Origin of the sequence: Paraburkholderia fungorum, from assembly GCF_046026025.1 — a bacterium.
Classification (GTDB): domain Bacteria; phylum Pseudomonadota; class Gammaproteobacteria; order Burkholderiales; family Burkholderiaceae; genus Paraburkholderia; species Paraburkholderia fungorum_E.
Map to the genome: position 1 here is coordinate 58,771 of NZ_JAQQFL010000004.1, position 14,644 is coordinate 73,414.

Below are 14,644 nucleotides of genomic sequence, written 5' to 3' on the forward strand. Positions count from 1 at the left end.
GCGTGCCGCGCGTCCTATGCCGTTCGGCTGACTGCGCCGACGCGCAGGAATCGCTTAAGATTGCCCACATCCGCGGCGCCATGCGCGCCGCTCTGGCTACATTGGAGACAACGAAAAATATGGGCGCTCTCAGTCATATCCGCGTGCTGGATCTCACACGCGTGCTCGCCGGGCCCTGGTGCGCACAGACGCTCGCCGATTTCGGCGCGGACGTCATCAAGATCGAACGCCCCGAAGTCGGCGACGATACCCGCCACTGGGGGCCTCCGTACCTGAAAACACCAGAGGGCGCCGACACGCCTGAAGCCGCCTATTACCTCGCGGCGAATCGCAATAAACGCTCGGTCACCGTCGATATCGCTTCACCTGAAGGCCAGCGGATCATCCGCGAACTGGCCGCGCAAAGCGACGTGGTGCTGGAAAACTACAAGGTCGGGCAGTTGAAGAAATACGGCCTCGACTACGCGTCGCTCAAGGAAGTGAAGCCGGATCTGATCTACTGCTCGGTAACCGGCTTCGGGCAAACCGGGCCGTATGCGCAGCGCGCCGGTTACGACTTCATCGTGCAAGGCATCGGCGGCTTCATGAGCATTACCGGCGAGCGCGAGGGCCAACCGGGTGGCGGCCCGCAAAAAGCCGGCGTCGCGATCGCCGACCTGATGACCGGCATGTATTCAACCATCGCCGTGCTGACGGCCCTCACGCATCGCGATCGTACGGGCGAAGGCCAGTACATCGACATGGCGCTGCTCGACGTGCAGGTGGCGATGCTGGCCAACATGAATTCGAATTACCTGGCGAGCGGCCAGCCGCCCGTGCGCTGGGGTAACGCGCATCCGAACATCGTGCCCTATCAGACCTTTCAGACGAGCGACGGCTGGATCATCGTCGCGGTCGGCAACGACGGCCAGTTCCGCAAGTTCGTTGAGGCAGGCGGGCGCGCCGAACTCGCCGACGACGAGCGATTCGCCACCAACCCGGCTCGCGTGCGCCATCGCGACGTGCTCGTGCCGATCCTTGCCGACATGGTGCGCCTGCAGGGCAAGCAGCAATGGATCACGGCGCTGGAAGCGGCGGGTGTGCCGTGCGGGCCGATCAACGATCTGGGTGAAGTGTTCGAAAACGAGCAGGTGGTGGCGCGCGGCATGCGGGTCGATCTGCCGCATCCGTCGGGCGGCACGGTCAAGCTGGTGCGCAATCCGATCAATATGACCGGCACGCCGCCTGAAGCCTTGACTCATCCGCCGACGCTCGGGGAGCACACCGACAGCATTCTGCGCGACGTGCTCGGCTATGACGAGGCGCGGATTGCGGCGTTGCGGGACCAGTCGGTGATTTGAGGCGAGCTGAGGCCGCGCCGGTTTTCAGTGAGGCCGGCGACGGTGCCCGCACAAATGAGGGTTCACGTCCGCGCGCCTAACGAAGCCAGCCAGCGCCGCCCCTCGTCCCAATCGCCGAGCCCGCTGTCGGCATTGATGTGGCCGCGCGGGCCGATATCGATCCAGCGGCTGCCCCACGCGCTCGCGCAAGCTTGCGAGAACGGCACGCTGCCGTACGGATCGTCGCTGCTCGCCACCACCATGCTCGCAAACGGCAAACGCGTCAGCGGCACGGGTGCGAAGCCATGGGCGTCTTGCGGAAAATGGGCCCCGGACGGATCGGGCACCGCTACCAGCAACGCGCCCGCCACCTTCGCCAACTGCGCAACGCTCGCGTACTGCGACGCCCAGAAGGCGGCCGTCAGACAGCCAAGGCTGTGTGCGGCGAACACCACGGGCGAGCCGGCTGCGGCGACCGCGGCATCGAGCGTTCGGCACCATGCGTCGCGCGCCACACGCTCCCAGTCCGGCATCTGCACGCGCACGAAGGCGGGATCGAGCGCCTCCCAGCGCGTCTGCCAGTGGCCCAGTCCGGAATTCAGGTAGCCCGGCAGCACGAGTACGTTTAGTTTTTGCCCGCTCATTGTGTTCCCCGTTGCAGTTCGTTTTTCGAGCGCATTCAAAGTGCGTTCACTACGTGTGTTCCCGCAAAACGCTTTACGCTCGGCGGCCCGCTTCCCCAAAAGATCTGCTTCGCCGTGCCGCGCAAACCAAACATCAAGGCATCACGCGGCCCACACCTACGCCACGCGGATCGGCCGCCGGTTCGGGCTTGGCCCCTTCGACGCGAATCATTTGCACGTCGCCGTTGAACGACTGCCCTTCCAGCGTGTAGCCCTCGGCTTTCAACTGGTCGGCCAGTTCGCCCGTGATCGGATGATACGGCTCAAAGTAGATCGTCTTCGGCGGCAGCAGCTGATGATGGAATCGCATTGCAGCCAAAGCGTCGGCCGGCGTCATGTTGAAATCGTACAGGTTGGTCATGACCTGGAAAATCGACGTAAGGATTCGCGAGCCGCCGGGTGTGCCGATCACGAGCGACACCTTGTTGTCCTTCAACAGGATTGTCGGCGTCATCGACGAAAGCGGCCGGCGTCCTGGCGCCACCGTGTTCAGATCATTCGCCGTTGCACCCGGCGGGCTGGCGGCAGCCGGTTTGGTCTCGAAGTCGTCCACCGCGTCGTTGAGCAGGAAGCCGCCACCGTCCACCACCACGCCGGAACCAAACGACCCATTCAGCGTGTAGGTGTTCGACACGGCGTTACCCCACTTGTCGACCACCGAGAAATGCGTGGTTTGCGCCTTCTCCGGCAGCGCGTCGCCGAGGCCGCCTTTGACCGGCGTCGCGCCCGGCACTTCGTCGGGTTTCACTTCGTCGGCGCGTTGCGCGAGGTAGGCGTCACCGGTCAATTTGTCGACCGGTATCGTGTACGAGTCGGGGTCGCCGATGTATTGCCGGCGATCGGCGAACACGCGGTCTTCAATCTGCGCGATCAGGTGAATATACGGCGCGGAGTTCAGCTCGAGACCGTCGAACGCCTGCTTCAGATCGGCTTTCATCTTCAGCATCTGGATCAGTCCGATCCCTCCTGAGCTCGGCGGCGGCGCGGTCACGACGCTGTAGCCGTTCCAGTCGGCGGTGAGCGGTTGGCGCCACACGGCCTTGTATTGGATCAGGTCCTGCTTCGTAACCAGACCGTGGCCGTACATCTGCTGGGCGATCAGATCCGCGGTGCGACCCTCGTAGAACTCGCGGCCGCCGTCGCTGGCAATGCGCGAGAGGGTTTGCGCGAGTTCAGGCTGGCGCAGCATCGCGCCCGCTTTCAAGCTCGAGAAATAGGCGTCGAAGTTGGTCTTGCCGGCGAAATTCTTCGCCGCAGCGTCATGACGCTGCTGCAACCCCGGTCCGACCTGAAAGCCGTCGGTGGCGTAACGGATTGCAGGCGCCAGCACCTGCTTCCATTTCAGCTTGCCGAAGCGCTGCTGCGCTTCCCACATGCCCTCGACGGTGCCGGGCACGGCTACCGCGCGATGGCCGACGAGGCTCATACCCGGCACGAGGTTGCCTTTGTCGTCGAGATACATGTCACGGGTCGCCTGCTGCGGTGCGCGCTCGCGGTAGTCGAGAAAATACGGTTTGCCGTCCATGAACGCCGTCATGAATCCGCCGCCGCCGAGATTCCCCGCGTCCGGACAGGTCACGGCCAGCGTGAAGGCGATCGCGACAGCGGCGTCCACCGCGTTGCCGCCGGCTGCAAAGATCTGTTGCGCGGCGTCAGCGCTGTACCGATCCGGCACGGCAACCGCCGATGCCTCCAGTACGGCCTTGGGCGGGGGCGTTTTCGCGAGCGCGGGGACCGGTGCGACGAAGCTGCCGGCGAGCGCGGCGAACACGGCCGTGGCCGTCACGATCCGGGCGAAAGGCAGAGAGGCGAAAAGCATAGGGACGAAAGGCACGCGAGGCGCGTCATGCGACGGAATGGACATCCGAGAAACTCCGGGAACTGAGGGCGCCATGTTGCTCGAACGGTAGAAGCTCGTGCAAAACGACAAAGGGGAGCGAGACCTGAACAGACTGCACGGCGCAGACTGCACGGCGGCTCCACTGCGCCGCGGCTGCGCGGCCGCGCGCCGCGCGGCAGGACGTGGGCAGCGCCCCGTCAGAAAAGGTAGAGCGGCGCGCGGGTGGCGAGTATGCCGCCCGCATCCTAAGTCGCCGGCGCGTGCGTCAACAAACCGTTTTACCTCCTGTTACAGCAGCTTAAATGCAGCTTGCAGGATCCCGCCCGACCCTAAAAAACAGTCGAAACCGCTCAAACGTTGGCTGCGCGCCGCACTCGCCTGCCGCAGGCGAACGCGTCAGGTAGAATTGACGGATAAGTGGGCGTATTGCGCGCCCCCGGACCGACTTTCACCTTCTCGCATGAATACCGAACGCAACGACGCGCCAGCGGCATCCAATTTCATCCGCAACACCATTGACGAAGACAACCGCACCGGCAAATGGGGTCAGCGCGTCGAAACGCGCTTTCCGCCTGAGCCGAACGGCTACCTGCACATCGGTCACGCCAAGAGCATCTGCCTGAACTTCGGTGTGGCGCGTAGCTACGGCGGCGTGTGCCATCTGCGCTTCGACGATACGAATCCGGAAAAGGAAAGTGTCGAGTACGTCGACTCGATCATTGATTCCGTGCGCTGGCTCGGTTTCGAATGGGAAAAAGACGGCAAGGAACAGCTTTATTTCGCAAGCGACTACTACGACAAACTGTACGAATTCGCTGAACTGCTGATCGAGCGCGGCAAGGCGTATGTCGATAGCCAATCGGCCGAAGAAATCCGCGCGAACCGCGGCTCGGCTTCCGAAGTCGGCACGCCATCGCGCTTCCGCGAGCGTTCGGTGCAGGAGAATCTCGACCTGTTCCGCCGCATGAAAGCCGGCGAGTTCAAGGAAGGCGAGCATGTGCTGCGCGCGAAGATCGACATGTCGTCGCCGAACTTCAACATGCGCGACCCGGTTATCTACCGTATCCGCTTTGCGCATCACTACCGCACCGGCGACACGTGGTGCGTGTACCCGATGTACGACTACACGCACTGCATCTCGGACGCGCTGGAAAACATCACGCATTCGCTGTGCACGCTCGAATTCGAAGACCACCGCCCGCTCTACGACTGGATTCTGAACGAGCTGGCCGAGGCCGGAATCTTTACGCGCCCGCTGCCGCAACAGATCGAGTTTTCACGCCTGAACCTCACCTACGCGATCACCAGCAAGCGCAAGCTGCTGCAACTCGTGACCGAAGGCCATGTCGAGGGCTGGGACGATCCGCGCATGCCGACCATCGTCGGGGTGCGCCGCCGCGGCTTCACGCCGGAAGCGATCCAGTTGTTCTGCGAGCGCATTGGCGTCACCAAGGTCGATTCGTGGATCGACATGAGCGTGTTCGAAGGCGCGCTGCGCGACGATCTGGACGATAAGGCACCGCGCACCGCGGCCGTGCTCGACCCGCTCAAGCTGATCATCGACAACTTCCCTGAAGGCGTGAGCGAACCGTGCAGCGCGCCGGTCCATCCGCATCATCCGGAACACGGCGTGCGCGAATTCCCGATTTCGCGCGAACTGTGGATCGAACGCGATGACTTCAGCGAAGCACCGCCAAAGGGCTACTTCCGCTTGTTCCCGGGCAACAAGGTGCGCCTGCGCTACGGCTATGTGATCGAGTGCATCGGCGCGGACAAGGACGAAAACGGCAACATCGTCGCAGTGCACTGCAACTACTTCCCGGACAGCAAATCGGGCACCGAAGGCGCGAACAACTACAAGGTCAAGGGCAACATTCACTGGGTCAGCGTGGCCGCCGCGTGCCCGGCCGAAGTGCGCATCTACGACCGTCTGTTCAAGGAACCGCAGCCGGACGCCGGTGGCCGCGATTTCCTCGAGGCGCTGAATCCGGATTCGAAGCGCGTGGTCAACGCCTACCTGGAACCGGGTGCGCGCGACACGCTGCCGGAACAACGTTATCAGTTCGAGCGCCATGGCTATTTCGTCGCCGACCGCGTCGATTCGAAACCGGGCAAGCCCGTGTTCAATCGCATCGTCAGCTTGCGCGACAGTTGGGGCAAGCCGGCGTAAGCTGGAGGCACTACGGCGCGAAGCGCGTCTGACGTTGTGCATTTGAACTTGCGCAGCTAACGTGCCTTATCTGACGTTGAACACGGCGTGCATTTCGCGAGCGGGATGCACGCCTTTTCGTTGCATCGATGTTCCATCGACATGTGACAGCGCGGCCCACAGGCCCGCGCCAGTCCGGGAGACACGATGAAAGTTGCAGCCCGCCGCGGGGCAAGAACATGGGCGAGCACAGCACAAGGCACGCATCACGCGCGTACCGTGCCTGCTGCGCGCATGAATCGCATCGCACTCGTTGCAAAAAACACGCGTAGCGCGCTCGTCGCGCTGGCCGCATTCGGTGCGGCGTCGCTCCTCAACCCCGCTCACGCGGACGAACTCACCGGCACGCTGAAGAAAATTCACGACGACGGCGTGGTCGTGCTCGGCGTGCGTGAAGCGTCGATTCCCTTCTCATACTTCGACGGCAAGCGCACGGTCGGCTACTCGCAAACCATCGCGCTGCAGATCGTCGACGAAATCAAGAAAACGCTCGGCCTGCCGCAACTGAAGGTGCACGAGATCACGGTGACCTCGTCGAACCGCACGCCGATGTTGCTGAACAACCAGATCGATCTGGAATGCGGCTCGACCACGCACACAGTGGAACGCGAAAACGTCGCCGCCTTCTCGAACAGCTTTTTCCAGTACGCGGTACGCATAATCGCGCGCAAGAGCAGCGGCATCACGGATTTTCCGGACCTGGCCGGCAAGGCGGTGGTGACGACCGCGGGTACCTCCGATGAACGCCTGCTGCGTCGCCTGAACACCGAGAAACATCTGAACATGCGCATCTCGAGCGCGCGCGATCATCAGGAAGCTTTCACCGCGCTCAAGGATGACCGGGCGGCCGCCTTCGTGATGGACGAACCGATCCTGTACGGTTTCAAGTCAACGGACCCGCACCCTGAAGACTTCGTGGTGACCGGCACGCCACTCGGCTACGAGGTTTACGCCTGCATGTTTCGCAAGGGCGACGAGCCGCTGCGCACGCTTGTGAACGGGGTGGTCGCGCGCGGCCAGACTTCCGGCGACGCGGAGCGTCTGTATAACCAGTGGTTCACGCAGCCGATTCCTCCTCGCGGCATCAACCTGAATTTTCCGCTGTCGGAACAGAACCGCACGCTATTCGCGCATCCGAACGACCGAGCGCTCGACTGAGCGCTTCGGCAACACGCGGGCGTTGCGATTGCCAGTGCAGCCCGCGCTGCGGCGAAAGCGGCACGCGCTATAGCGTTCGATGCAGCTCGGCAAGCGAAAGCGTGGTTTGAAAGAGCCTCGTGAGGCTACGGCTCGCGTACCGCTCGACTTCGTCCAGTGTGACCCAGCGGTATGCGTCCATTTCAGGAATGAGCGTGCCGTCAGAGCGGCGCGGAAACAGCGACGTGCAGGTGCACGCGCTGAGATCGAGTTCGTCGGCAGTTGCACGCACCGCGAACAGATGCAGGTCCTTGTCGCGCCGGTAGACGAACAGTCCGAGGTCTTTCAGGCGCTCAGGCTCGATCACGATACCGGTCTCCTCGACCATTTCGCGCAAGGCCGTGACGTGAGGCGCCTCGCCCTCTTCTCCGTGGCCTTTCGGAACGTCCCAGTGAGATGTTTCGGTGGCGTGTGCGAGCAGCACCCGCCCTTCCGGGTCGAGCAACACGACGCCACACGAGACGACCCGCGCGCTCATCGACGCAACGCGCCGCAAGGACGCACGGCTTCAGTCCGCACCGACGGCAAGCCGGCGCGCATTGTCATACCGGCCCGCATGTTTAATGCTTTTTCTGCAATTGCCAGTTGCCGCTGCCCTGTTTGCAGAACTGCGGACGCAGGTTCATTGACTGCCCTTTCGCATTCAGGACGACACCGACGTCGCGGCAAGTGCGCTCGCCGTCCTTCGCGGTGCTGGCCATGGTGATTGTCGCGTCGATCTTGACGCTGTTGCCAGTGCCTTCGTTGACCCAACTCGCACTTTCGCCGTCCTGCTTGTCATTCAACGCAGTGACGACAGCGCTCTTGATCGAATCGATATCGCGTTGCTTCATGTAGCTAATCGGCGTGTCGTTCAGGAAACCGAGGTTCGCCGCTTGCGCGCCGATGGCGCCGCCGAGCAGCAGGCCACCGACGGTCAAGTGAAACAGGGCACGGGTTCGCATCGACATGAAGGGTTCTCCTCGAAGAGTGGTTCGGCTCTCTCGAGCGCGCTCACGGCGGCTCGTGATCTGGACCTCAAAAGCATAGCATGTCCCCCTCGAAGTGACCGTGCGGATGCGGCCTCGCAGCAACGCGCGGCGGCCAGTTGCCGCCTGTCGGGAACGCACCAGCCGGCGACGCGTGGCACTTTTAGGAGCAGTCTCATATTTTTTAATGAGACGCCTTCTTAAGATAGGTTTGTTGCGCTGCTGCGCTGATCAAGCTTCCAACGGCCGCCTTATGAACCTCTCGTTTGCTCTCGAAACCGTCACTGTCGCGCTGGCGCTCTTTTGCGCCGCGCTGGTGCCGTTCGCCATCGTCCGTGATCCCGGTCTCGCGCGGCGCGTCGTGCAAATGGACAACCTCCCCCGCGCGCGCTGGCCCAATCTGCTGACACGCGTAGGCATGGCATGCGTCATGATGTCGTTCGCACTGCTGCTGGTCGGCTGCTATTACATCCTCGCCGACGCGGGCATGTAACCGCACCCGCGGCGGCGCGGTCACCGCCCGGCGATCAATTCGCGGCTGCTGTATTTTCCGGCTTTTCTTCCGGTTTTTTTCCCGGCTTATTTTCCAGTTTGTATCCATCCGTGAGCGTATTCAGAAACGCCACGACGTCCTTGATTTCAGCCTCATCGAGCGCCGGCTTGTCACCCGGCTTGCGATCGAACGGCGGCTCGGTATTCAGATTAGCCCAGTAACGCTGCGGCAGATCGTCGAACTTCTGTACTTTGCCCTTCGAGACCGGATAGAACTTTTCCGGATTCGTGTCGCGCTGCGCATAAAAGCGCATGACCTGCTCGAGAGAATGGTAGACGCCGTTGTGAAAGAAACTCTTCTTCAACGCGACATTACGCAGCGTCGGCGTGCGGAAGATGCCACAGAACTCGGCGCGGCCCTGCAGATCCTTGCGCTCCGGCCCGCACGCGCCGAGGTCGTAGAAATGCGGATCGCGATTCACCGGCAGCGCGCGATTGCGCGGCACGCCGATCGCAATCAGACCGAAGTCGCTGAACTGCGGCGGCGCGCCGTCCATGGTGCGCTGGCTGATGTGGCAGCTCGCACAATTGCCCTTCTTTTCGTCGTTGAAGACCTCCAGACCGTGTAGTTCGGCCTTGGTCAACTGTGCTTTGCCCGCCAGATACGCGTCGTACTTGCTGGTGTACGGGTAAAAAATCTCGGGGGTCTGCTCGAAGGTTTCCAGCGCCTGCAGCACGGCATTGAAGGTGGCTTCGTCATTATCGAAAATATGCTCGCCGAATGCCGCGCGGAAAGCGTCGGCATACGGCGCGGTCTTCACCGCCGCCGTGACCTTCGCCGGCGAACTGCCCATTTCGAACGACGACAGCAGTGGAATGCGTGCCTGGTCCGAGCCGCGATCAACCCGGCCGTCCCACGTCAAACCGCCGGTCGGCCCTGCATCGACGCTTTCGTCGCCTTCATCGTCCGACTCGTGATAGTGCTCGGCAAACGCCGGCACCGATTGCAGGTACTTGAGCGTCGGCGCGGCGCGCATGCCGGTGCGATGCATATCGTTGCCGCCCAGTTGCACAGACAGCGAATTCGCGGGCGAAAAAGCGTGATCGGGACTGTGGCAAGACGCGCACGCCAGCTTGCCCGAACCGGACAGCGACGGGTCGAAGAACAACTGCTTGCCCACCGCCGTCATCTTGCGCACGGATTCGTAGACTTGCGCGCGGGTCTGGCCCCCTTCCGGGGCAGCCACTTTGACGGCTGAAGCTACGAGGGGACCAGATACAGGCGATGCACTCGTTTTAGCCTCAACGCCCATATTTGCATTGGCGTTCGGATCCGTCCCGGCATTTACCCGCGCATTTATTCCTTCATTATCATTTCTATTACTTTCATTAACATTACTGCTTCCTGTCGACGAACCCGCATCGCACGCCGCCAAGGTCATGATTATTGCCGCGAGCGCGAGCGCCAGCCCTGCGCCTGCAGCCGCCGGCACCCTGCGCCGCAGCGCCTGCGGCTGAATCGCCGTTTTCCGAATCCCCGTGAGACCAAGCCGCATATGAATGATGTGAAGTCGCGATATTGAAGTCCGCGAGCGTATTTCATCTGCATGTCGTTTAAATGACATGTAGCCGACGGAAATTTCAAAACAAAGGCTATTCGTAATTATTTACATCTTTCTGTCAAATTCCTTATTCAAACTTTCGCTCGCGGTCAGTCGTGTAAGCAATGCACGCGACCCATCCCCAACGCGAGAGAGAGAACACATACCCAAATGAACAAAAAACTGATCTGCGCGACGCCTATCGCGATCGCAGCAGCGCTGAGCCTATATGCGTGCGGCGGCGGCGATGTGACCGCTCAGCCGGACATCACGTCGATCAAGACGGTCGTGGTGATCTACGCGGAGAATCGCAGCTTCGACAATCTCTACGGTAACTTTCCGGGCGCCAACGGCCTGCAGAACGTGACGGCAGCAAGCGCCACGCAGATCGATCGCAACGGCACACCGCTCGCCACACTGCCCCAGGTGTGGAACGGTCTGACGCAAACCGGTGTGACACCGGCGGTGACGCAAGCGATGACGGCCAACCTGCCGAACAGCCCGTTCGCTATCGACGATCCGAACGGCTTCAACACGCCGATCACGGCCACGACGCGCGATCTGTATCACCGCTTCTATGAAAACCAGATGCAGATCAATGGCGGCAAGAACGACAAGTTCGCCGCGTGGGCGGATTCCGGCGGCCTCGTCATGGGTCACTACACGCTCAACGCCGACAAGCTGCCGTTGTGGAAGGTCGCCCAGCAGTACACGCTGGCCGACAACTTCTTCATGGGCTCGTTTGGCGGCTCGTTCCTGAATCACCAGTGGCTGGTTTGCGCGTGCACGCCGACCTATCCGAATGCGGACAAGAGCCCGGCGGCCGGCTCGATCTCCGCGGTCGAAAGCGACGGCGTCACGCTGAAGCTCGCGACCAACTCGCCGGCTTCGGCGCTGAGCGGCCCGCCGAAGTACGTGCTCTCGGGCAACCTGACGCCTGACTTCTTTGCGATCAACACGATGCAGCCGCCGTATCAGCCGAGCGGTAACAAGGCGGCATCGGGCGGTGACGCCAATCTGGCCGACCCGGGCGCGGCGACGACCCTGCCGGGCCAGACGCAACAGCACATCGGCGATCTGCTGAACAACGCCAAGGTGTCGTGGGCGTGGTACGGCGGCGCATGGGGTGCGGCTGTGTCGGCGGCGCAAACCGGCACGGCGAACGTGATCTACGGCGCAAATCTGACGGCGCCGAACTTCCAGCCGCATCACCAGCCGTTCAACTATTTCGCCGACCTCGCACCGGGCACCGCGAACCGTTCGCAGCATCTGCTCGACGGCGGTCTGGCAGGTTCCGAGTTCATCAAGGCGATCGACGGTGGCACGCTGCCGCAAGTGTCGTTCTACAAGCCGCAGGGCAACCTGAACGAACACGCGGGTTACACCGACGTCGCGTCGGGCGACCAGCACATTGCCGACGTGATCTCGCATCTGCAGAAAAGCCCGCAGTGGGCCAACATGCTGGTAGTCGTGACGTATGACGAAAACGGCGGCTTCTGGGACCACGTGGCGCCCCCTAAGGCCGACCGTTGGGGTCCGGGCACGCGGATTCCGGCGCTGATCATCTCGCCGTACGCGAAGAAGGGGTTCGTCGATCACACGCAATACGACACGACGTCGATTCTGCGCTTCATCACGCGCCGCTACTCGCTGCCGACACTGCCGGGCATCGCCACGCGCGATGCCGCGCTGGTCAGCAATGGCAGCAAGCCGATGGGCGACCTGACGGCTGCGTTGAATATCAGGCAGTAAATGGCTAGCGATGAACGGACGGCAACCCGCGCCCGGCAGTTGAGCGGCCGGCCTCAAGCCGTTCGCGATTCGCAGACAGACAGAGTCAGTAAGCAACAGTCCGCTCGATGATGGGACTTTGACAGGGCAGCTTCGGCTGCCCTGTTTCATTTTCGTCGCGCGGGGAACAGGACGGCGCAGAAGGCCGCACGCGCCGCGCCACAACTCAAGTAGCGACACAACGCGTTTTCATGAGCGGCGTATGCTTCGACGCAGTACGCGAGCATTCGCGCCGACGGCGGCTCGAAACCCTTCGCAACGCAACGTATTGCGGGTTTGTCCATTCATCCAGGAGTTCGACAGCATGACTGAAAAAACCATCAAGGTCCCCGGGCCCGATCATCCGATCACAGTCGAGCCGGACCAGGCTCGCGTGGTGGTCACGGTCGCCGGCCGCGTGATCGCGGATACGCGCAATGCGCTCGTGCTGCGTGAGGCGTCATATCCGGCGGTGTATTACATTCCGCGCAACGACGTCGAGATGACGCTGCTGGAACGCACCGATCACGCGACTTATTGCCCGTACAAAGGCGACTGTGCGTACTACAGCATTCCGATTGGCGGCGAGCGGGCAGTGAATGCGGTTTGGACCTACGAATCACCCTACGCGCCGGTGAAAGAGATCGCGCAGCATCTGGCGTTCTATCCGAACCGGGTCGATTCCATCGATGTGCAACCGGCGGGATAACGCGCAAAGCGCGCATCGCGGCTGAGAGGCGTCGATGCGCGGCGCAAGGCATTTGAAGTACGGCAGGAGGGACTCGAACCCCCCACCCTCGGCTTAGAAGGCCGATGCTCTATCCAGCTGAGCTACTGCCGTAATGAAGTGAGGCGATGCTACACGAACGTGTACAACGTGCATCGCCCGCAATGGGAACCCGTAACGGGTATTGGAGCCTGTGCAATATCACTGCGACAGGGTCCGTCGGATACCGAAATTCTAACTGACCGGGCCGGAGGCTGTGAAAATCCGATCCGGCTCAACGACCCTGAGCGCTCGTCACGTCACAAAACGAACGGGCCCGGCGAGTAAAGCCGGGCCCGGATTATAACCGATCGCTTCTGGTCCGCCAGGCGCATATCAGCACTCAGCGGACAACTGCGGCCATATCGAGCGCAATCAGACCGGCTGCGGATGCAGCATGAACCAGCCGAGGAACACGATCCCCGCGATCACGCAATACACGCCGAACGACGCCAGACGTCCACGGCCTTCGAAATAACGCATCAGGAAACGCACGCTGAGATACGCGGCGATTGCGGTCAGCACGCCGCCGAGCAATGCATCGGCGAGTTGGTCCGGCGCGTGGAACAGTTTCGGCAATTCGAGAATCCCGGCCGCGAAGATGATCGGCGTGCCGAGCAGGAACGAGAACTCGGCGGCCTTCTCCGTCGTCAGGCCAGCCGCATTGCCGGCAATCATCGTCAGACCGCTGCGTGAGAAGCCCGGAATCAACGCGCCGACTTGAGCGAGGCCGACAAAAAACGCCTGACGGAAGGTCAGCTTCTCCGGCGGCTGATGCGCGCGCGAACGTTGCAGGCGATCACCAAACCACAGCAGCACGCCGTTGACGATCAGCGCGATTGCGACGATGCGCAGATCGTGAAAAATCCGCTCGAGACGCTTCTCGAGGATCAGCCCAACGAGGCCCGCCGGAATCGTACCGATGATGAGCGCCCACATCATGTGCGCATTGTCATTGGGACGGCCGCCGAGCGAAGCGAAGAAGCCGCGCACCAGCTCGCACCAACGCTTGCGGAAGTACCACAGCAGCGCGAAAGCCGTACCGAGGTGCAACGCGACGAGGAACGGCAGCAACTGCGGCGCATGCTTGTCGACATGCATACCGAACAACGCAGGCACGAGCAGCGTATGACCGAGGCTGCTGACCGGGAACAGTTCGGTGACGCCTTGCAGCACGCTCAGGAAAATCAGAAACGACAGGTTCACGCGGCGGTCCTTGTAAGGAAAATGTCGGGGAACAGCGCGCCGCAATAGAAAATCGACAGCGCGTCAAAAGCGCACCGATTATGCCTGGCTGCAAAGTCAGCGCCAAGCGTTTGAGCCACATTCGGGGAAATATTGACGCACCGCGTCACAACTGGAAACCGTTGTTACGCCGCGGAAAAGAATCGGGGCGCCGCCGTCGGCCGCCCCGTCATGACGAGGAACTTACGAGGAATTCGGTGCGCTGAACGCGCTTGACTCGCGCCGGGCCTATGTTGATGGCCCAGCAGAAAATGAAAAGCAGGTTACGGCTGGATCAGCGCTCGAGCTTGTAGAAGAAGTAGACGGTGCTTGCCGCGAACATGCCGAACAGCGCCACACCCATTGCCATTGCCAGATCCATAACACCTCCTCAGCCTGTCTCGCCCGGTCGTCAACCGATCGTCGACGTCACCAGGCAGTCAGCGGATTATCGACAAGGTTAGTGCTTCTCCGACACCCGCAATTTCCCCAGAAGGGTTTCCCCGTAGCGCAAAGCAGCGCAAAATCGTTCCGTCGCGAGTCGCCGTGCGGCGCGTTCGAACGCCCTCTACCCG

12 protein-coding genes and 1 tRNA gene are annotated in these 14,644 nt (G+C 62.0%); 6 read left to right on the plus strand and 7 right to left on the minus strand.

What is annotated here, in order from left to right; all coding sequences use genetic code 11:
• Positions 1 to 119 precede the first annotated feature (119 nt).
• The gene (locus PQR67_RS06390; protein ID WP_408456017.1) at positions 120 to 1,340 is read left to right on the plus strand and encodes a CaiB/BaiF CoA transferase family protein; all 1,221 of its coding nucleotides are present in this window, start codon (positions 120 to 122) and stop codon (positions 1,338 to 1,340) included.
• 62 nt (positions 1,341 to 1,402) lie between these two features.
• On the opposite strand, the gene PQR67_RS06395 is transcribed toward PQR67_RS06390, so the two are convergent.
• Positions 1,403 to 1,963 (minus strand): RBBP9/YdeN family alpha/beta hydrolase, encoded by a 561-nt coding sequence (locus PQR67_RS06395; protein WP_408456019.1) that lies wholly within the window; start codon positions 1,961 to 1,963, stop codon positions 1,403 to 1,405.
• A gap of 133 nt (positions 1,964 to 2,096) precedes the next feature.
• On the minus strand, positions 2,097 to 3,866 hold the full coding sequence (gene ggt, locus PQR67_RS06400) for a gamma-glutamyltransferase (protein ID WP_408456021.1): 1,770 nt from the start codon (positions 3,864 to 3,866) through the stop codon (positions 2,097 to 2,099).
• Between the two features lie 436 nt (positions 3,867 to 4,302).
• Between ggt and PQR67_RS06405 the strand changes: the two genes are divergently transcribed.
• Positions 4,303 to 6,012 (plus strand): glutamine--tRNA ligase/YqeY domain fusion protein, encoded by a 1,710-nt coding sequence (locus PQR67_RS06405; RefSeq protein ID WP_408456024.1) that lies wholly within the window; start codon positions 4,303 to 4,305, stop codon positions 6,010 to 6,012.
• A gap of 273 nt (positions 6,013 to 6,285) precedes the next feature.
• Positions 6,286 to 7,209: a transporter substrate-binding domain-containing protein gene (locus tag PQR67_RS06410; RefSeq protein WP_408456533.1), complete on the plus strand. Its 924-nt coding sequence runs from the start codon at positions 6,286 to 6,288 to the stop codon at positions 7,207 to 7,209.
• A gap of 67 nt (positions 7,210 to 7,276) precedes the next feature.
• Here the strand turns inward: PQR67_RS06410 and PQR67_RS06415 are convergent, their stop codons facing one another.
• On the minus strand, positions 7,277 to 7,726 hold the full coding sequence (locus PQR67_RS06415; protein ID WP_408456027.1) for an NUDIX hydrolase: 450 nt from the start codon (positions 7,724 to 7,726) through the stop codon (positions 7,277 to 7,279).
• 82 nt (positions 7,727 to 7,808) lie between these two features.
• The gene (locus PQR67_RS06420) at positions 7,809 to 8,198 is read right to left on the minus strand and encodes an RT0821/Lpp0805 family surface protein (RefSeq protein WP_408456030.1); all 390 of its coding nucleotides are present in this window, start codon (positions 8,196 to 8,198) and stop codon (positions 7,809 to 7,811) included.
• Between the two features lie 271 nt (positions 8,199 to 8,469).
• On the opposite strand from PQR67_RS06420, the gene PQR67_RS06425 reads away from it, so the two are divergent.
• Positions 8,470 to 8,709, plus strand: a complete 240-nt coding sequence (locus tag PQR67_RS06425) for a hypothetical protein (RefSeq protein WP_408456033.1) — start codon at positions 8,470 to 8,472, stop codon at positions 8,707 to 8,709.
• A 34-nt stretch (positions 8,710 to 8,743) separates the two neighbouring features.
• Here PQR67_RS06425 and PQR67_RS06430 read toward each other — a convergent pair whose 3' ends face one another.
• Entirely contained in the window at positions 8,744 to 10,264 is a 1,521-nt protein-coding gene (locus tag PQR67_RS06430) for a cytochrome-c peroxidase (protein WP_408456036.1), read from the minus strand.
• Between the two features lie 216 nt (positions 10,265 to 10,480).
• Between PQR67_RS06430 and PQR67_RS06435 the strand changes: the two genes are divergently transcribed.
• Both PQR67_RS06435 and PQR67_RS06440 read left to right on the plus strand, forming a co-directional pair.
• A complete protein-coding gene (locus PQR67_RS06435) occupies positions 10,481 to 12,061 on the plus strand; it encodes an acid phosphatase (protein WP_408456039.1) in 1,581 nt (526 codons plus the stop codon).
• A gap of 343 nt (positions 12,062 to 12,404) precedes the next feature.
• Complete coding sequence (locus tag PQR67_RS06440) at positions 12,405 to 12,788, plus strand: DUF427 domain-containing protein (protein WP_408456041.1); 384 nt, start codon at positions 12,405 to 12,407, stop codon at positions 12,786 to 12,788.
• 58 nt (positions 12,789 to 12,846) lie between these two features.
• Here PQR67_RS06440 and PQR67_RS06445 read toward each other — a convergent pair.
• Both PQR67_RS06445 and PQR67_RS06450 read right to left on the minus strand, forming a co-directional pair.
• Positions 12,847 to 12,920, minus strand: a tRNA-Arg gene (locus PQR67_RS06445).
• Between the two features lie 300 nt (positions 12,921 to 13,220).
• Complete coding sequence (locus PQR67_RS06450; RefSeq protein ID WP_408456043.1) at positions 13,221 to 14,051, minus strand: undecaprenyl-diphosphate phosphatase; 831 nt, start codon at positions 14,049 to 14,051, stop codon at positions 13,221 to 13,223.
• Positions 14,052 to 14,644: the final 593 nt, after the last annotated feature.

Bases quoted from the DNA above. Each gene is read 5' to 3' on its own strand.
- PQR67_RS06430 (WP_408456036.1), bottom strand. From the start codon at position 10,264: ATGCGGCTTGGTCTCACGGGGATTCGGAAAACGGCGATTCAGCCGCAG.
- ggt (WP_408456021.1), bottom strand. From the start codon at position 3,866: ATGTCCATTCCGTCGCATGACGCGCCTCGCGTGCCTTTCGTCCCTATG.
- PQR67_RS06390 (WP_408456017.1), top strand. From the start codon at position 120: ATGGGCGCTCTCAGTCATATCCGCGTGCTGGATCTCACACGCGTGCTC.
- PQR67_RS06440 (WP_408456041.1), top strand. From the start codon at position 12,405: ATGACTGAAAAAACCATCAAGGTCCCCGGGCCCGATCATCCGATCACA.
- PQR67_RS06435 (WP_408456039.1), top strand. From the start codon at position 10,481: ATGAACAAAAAACTGATCTGCGCGACGCCTATCGCGATCGCAGCAGCG.
- PQR67_RS06410 (WP_408456533.1), top strand. From the start codon at position 6,286: ATGAATCGCATCGCACTCGTTGCAAAAAACACGCGTAGCGCGCTCGTC.
- PQR67_RS06420 (WP_408456030.1), bottom strand. From the start codon at position 8,198: ATGTCGATGCGAACCCGTGCCCTGTTTCACTTGACCGTCGGTGGCCTG.
- PQR67_RS06395 (WP_408456019.1), bottom strand. From the start codon at position 1,963: ATGAGCGGGCAAAAACTAAACGTACTCGTGCTGCCGGGCTACCTGAAT.
- PQR67_RS06405 (WP_408456024.1), top strand. From the start codon at position 4,303: ATGAATACCGAACGCAACGACGCGCCAGCGGCATCCAATTTCATCCGC.
- PQR67_RS06425 (WP_408456033.1), top strand. From the start codon at position 8,470: ATGAACCTCTCGTTTGCTCTCGAAACCGTCACTGTCGCGCTGGCGCTC.
- PQR67_RS06415 (WP_408456027.1), bottom strand. From the start codon at position 7,726: ATGAGCGCGCGGGTCGTCTCGTGTGGCGTCGTGTTGCTCGACCCGGAA.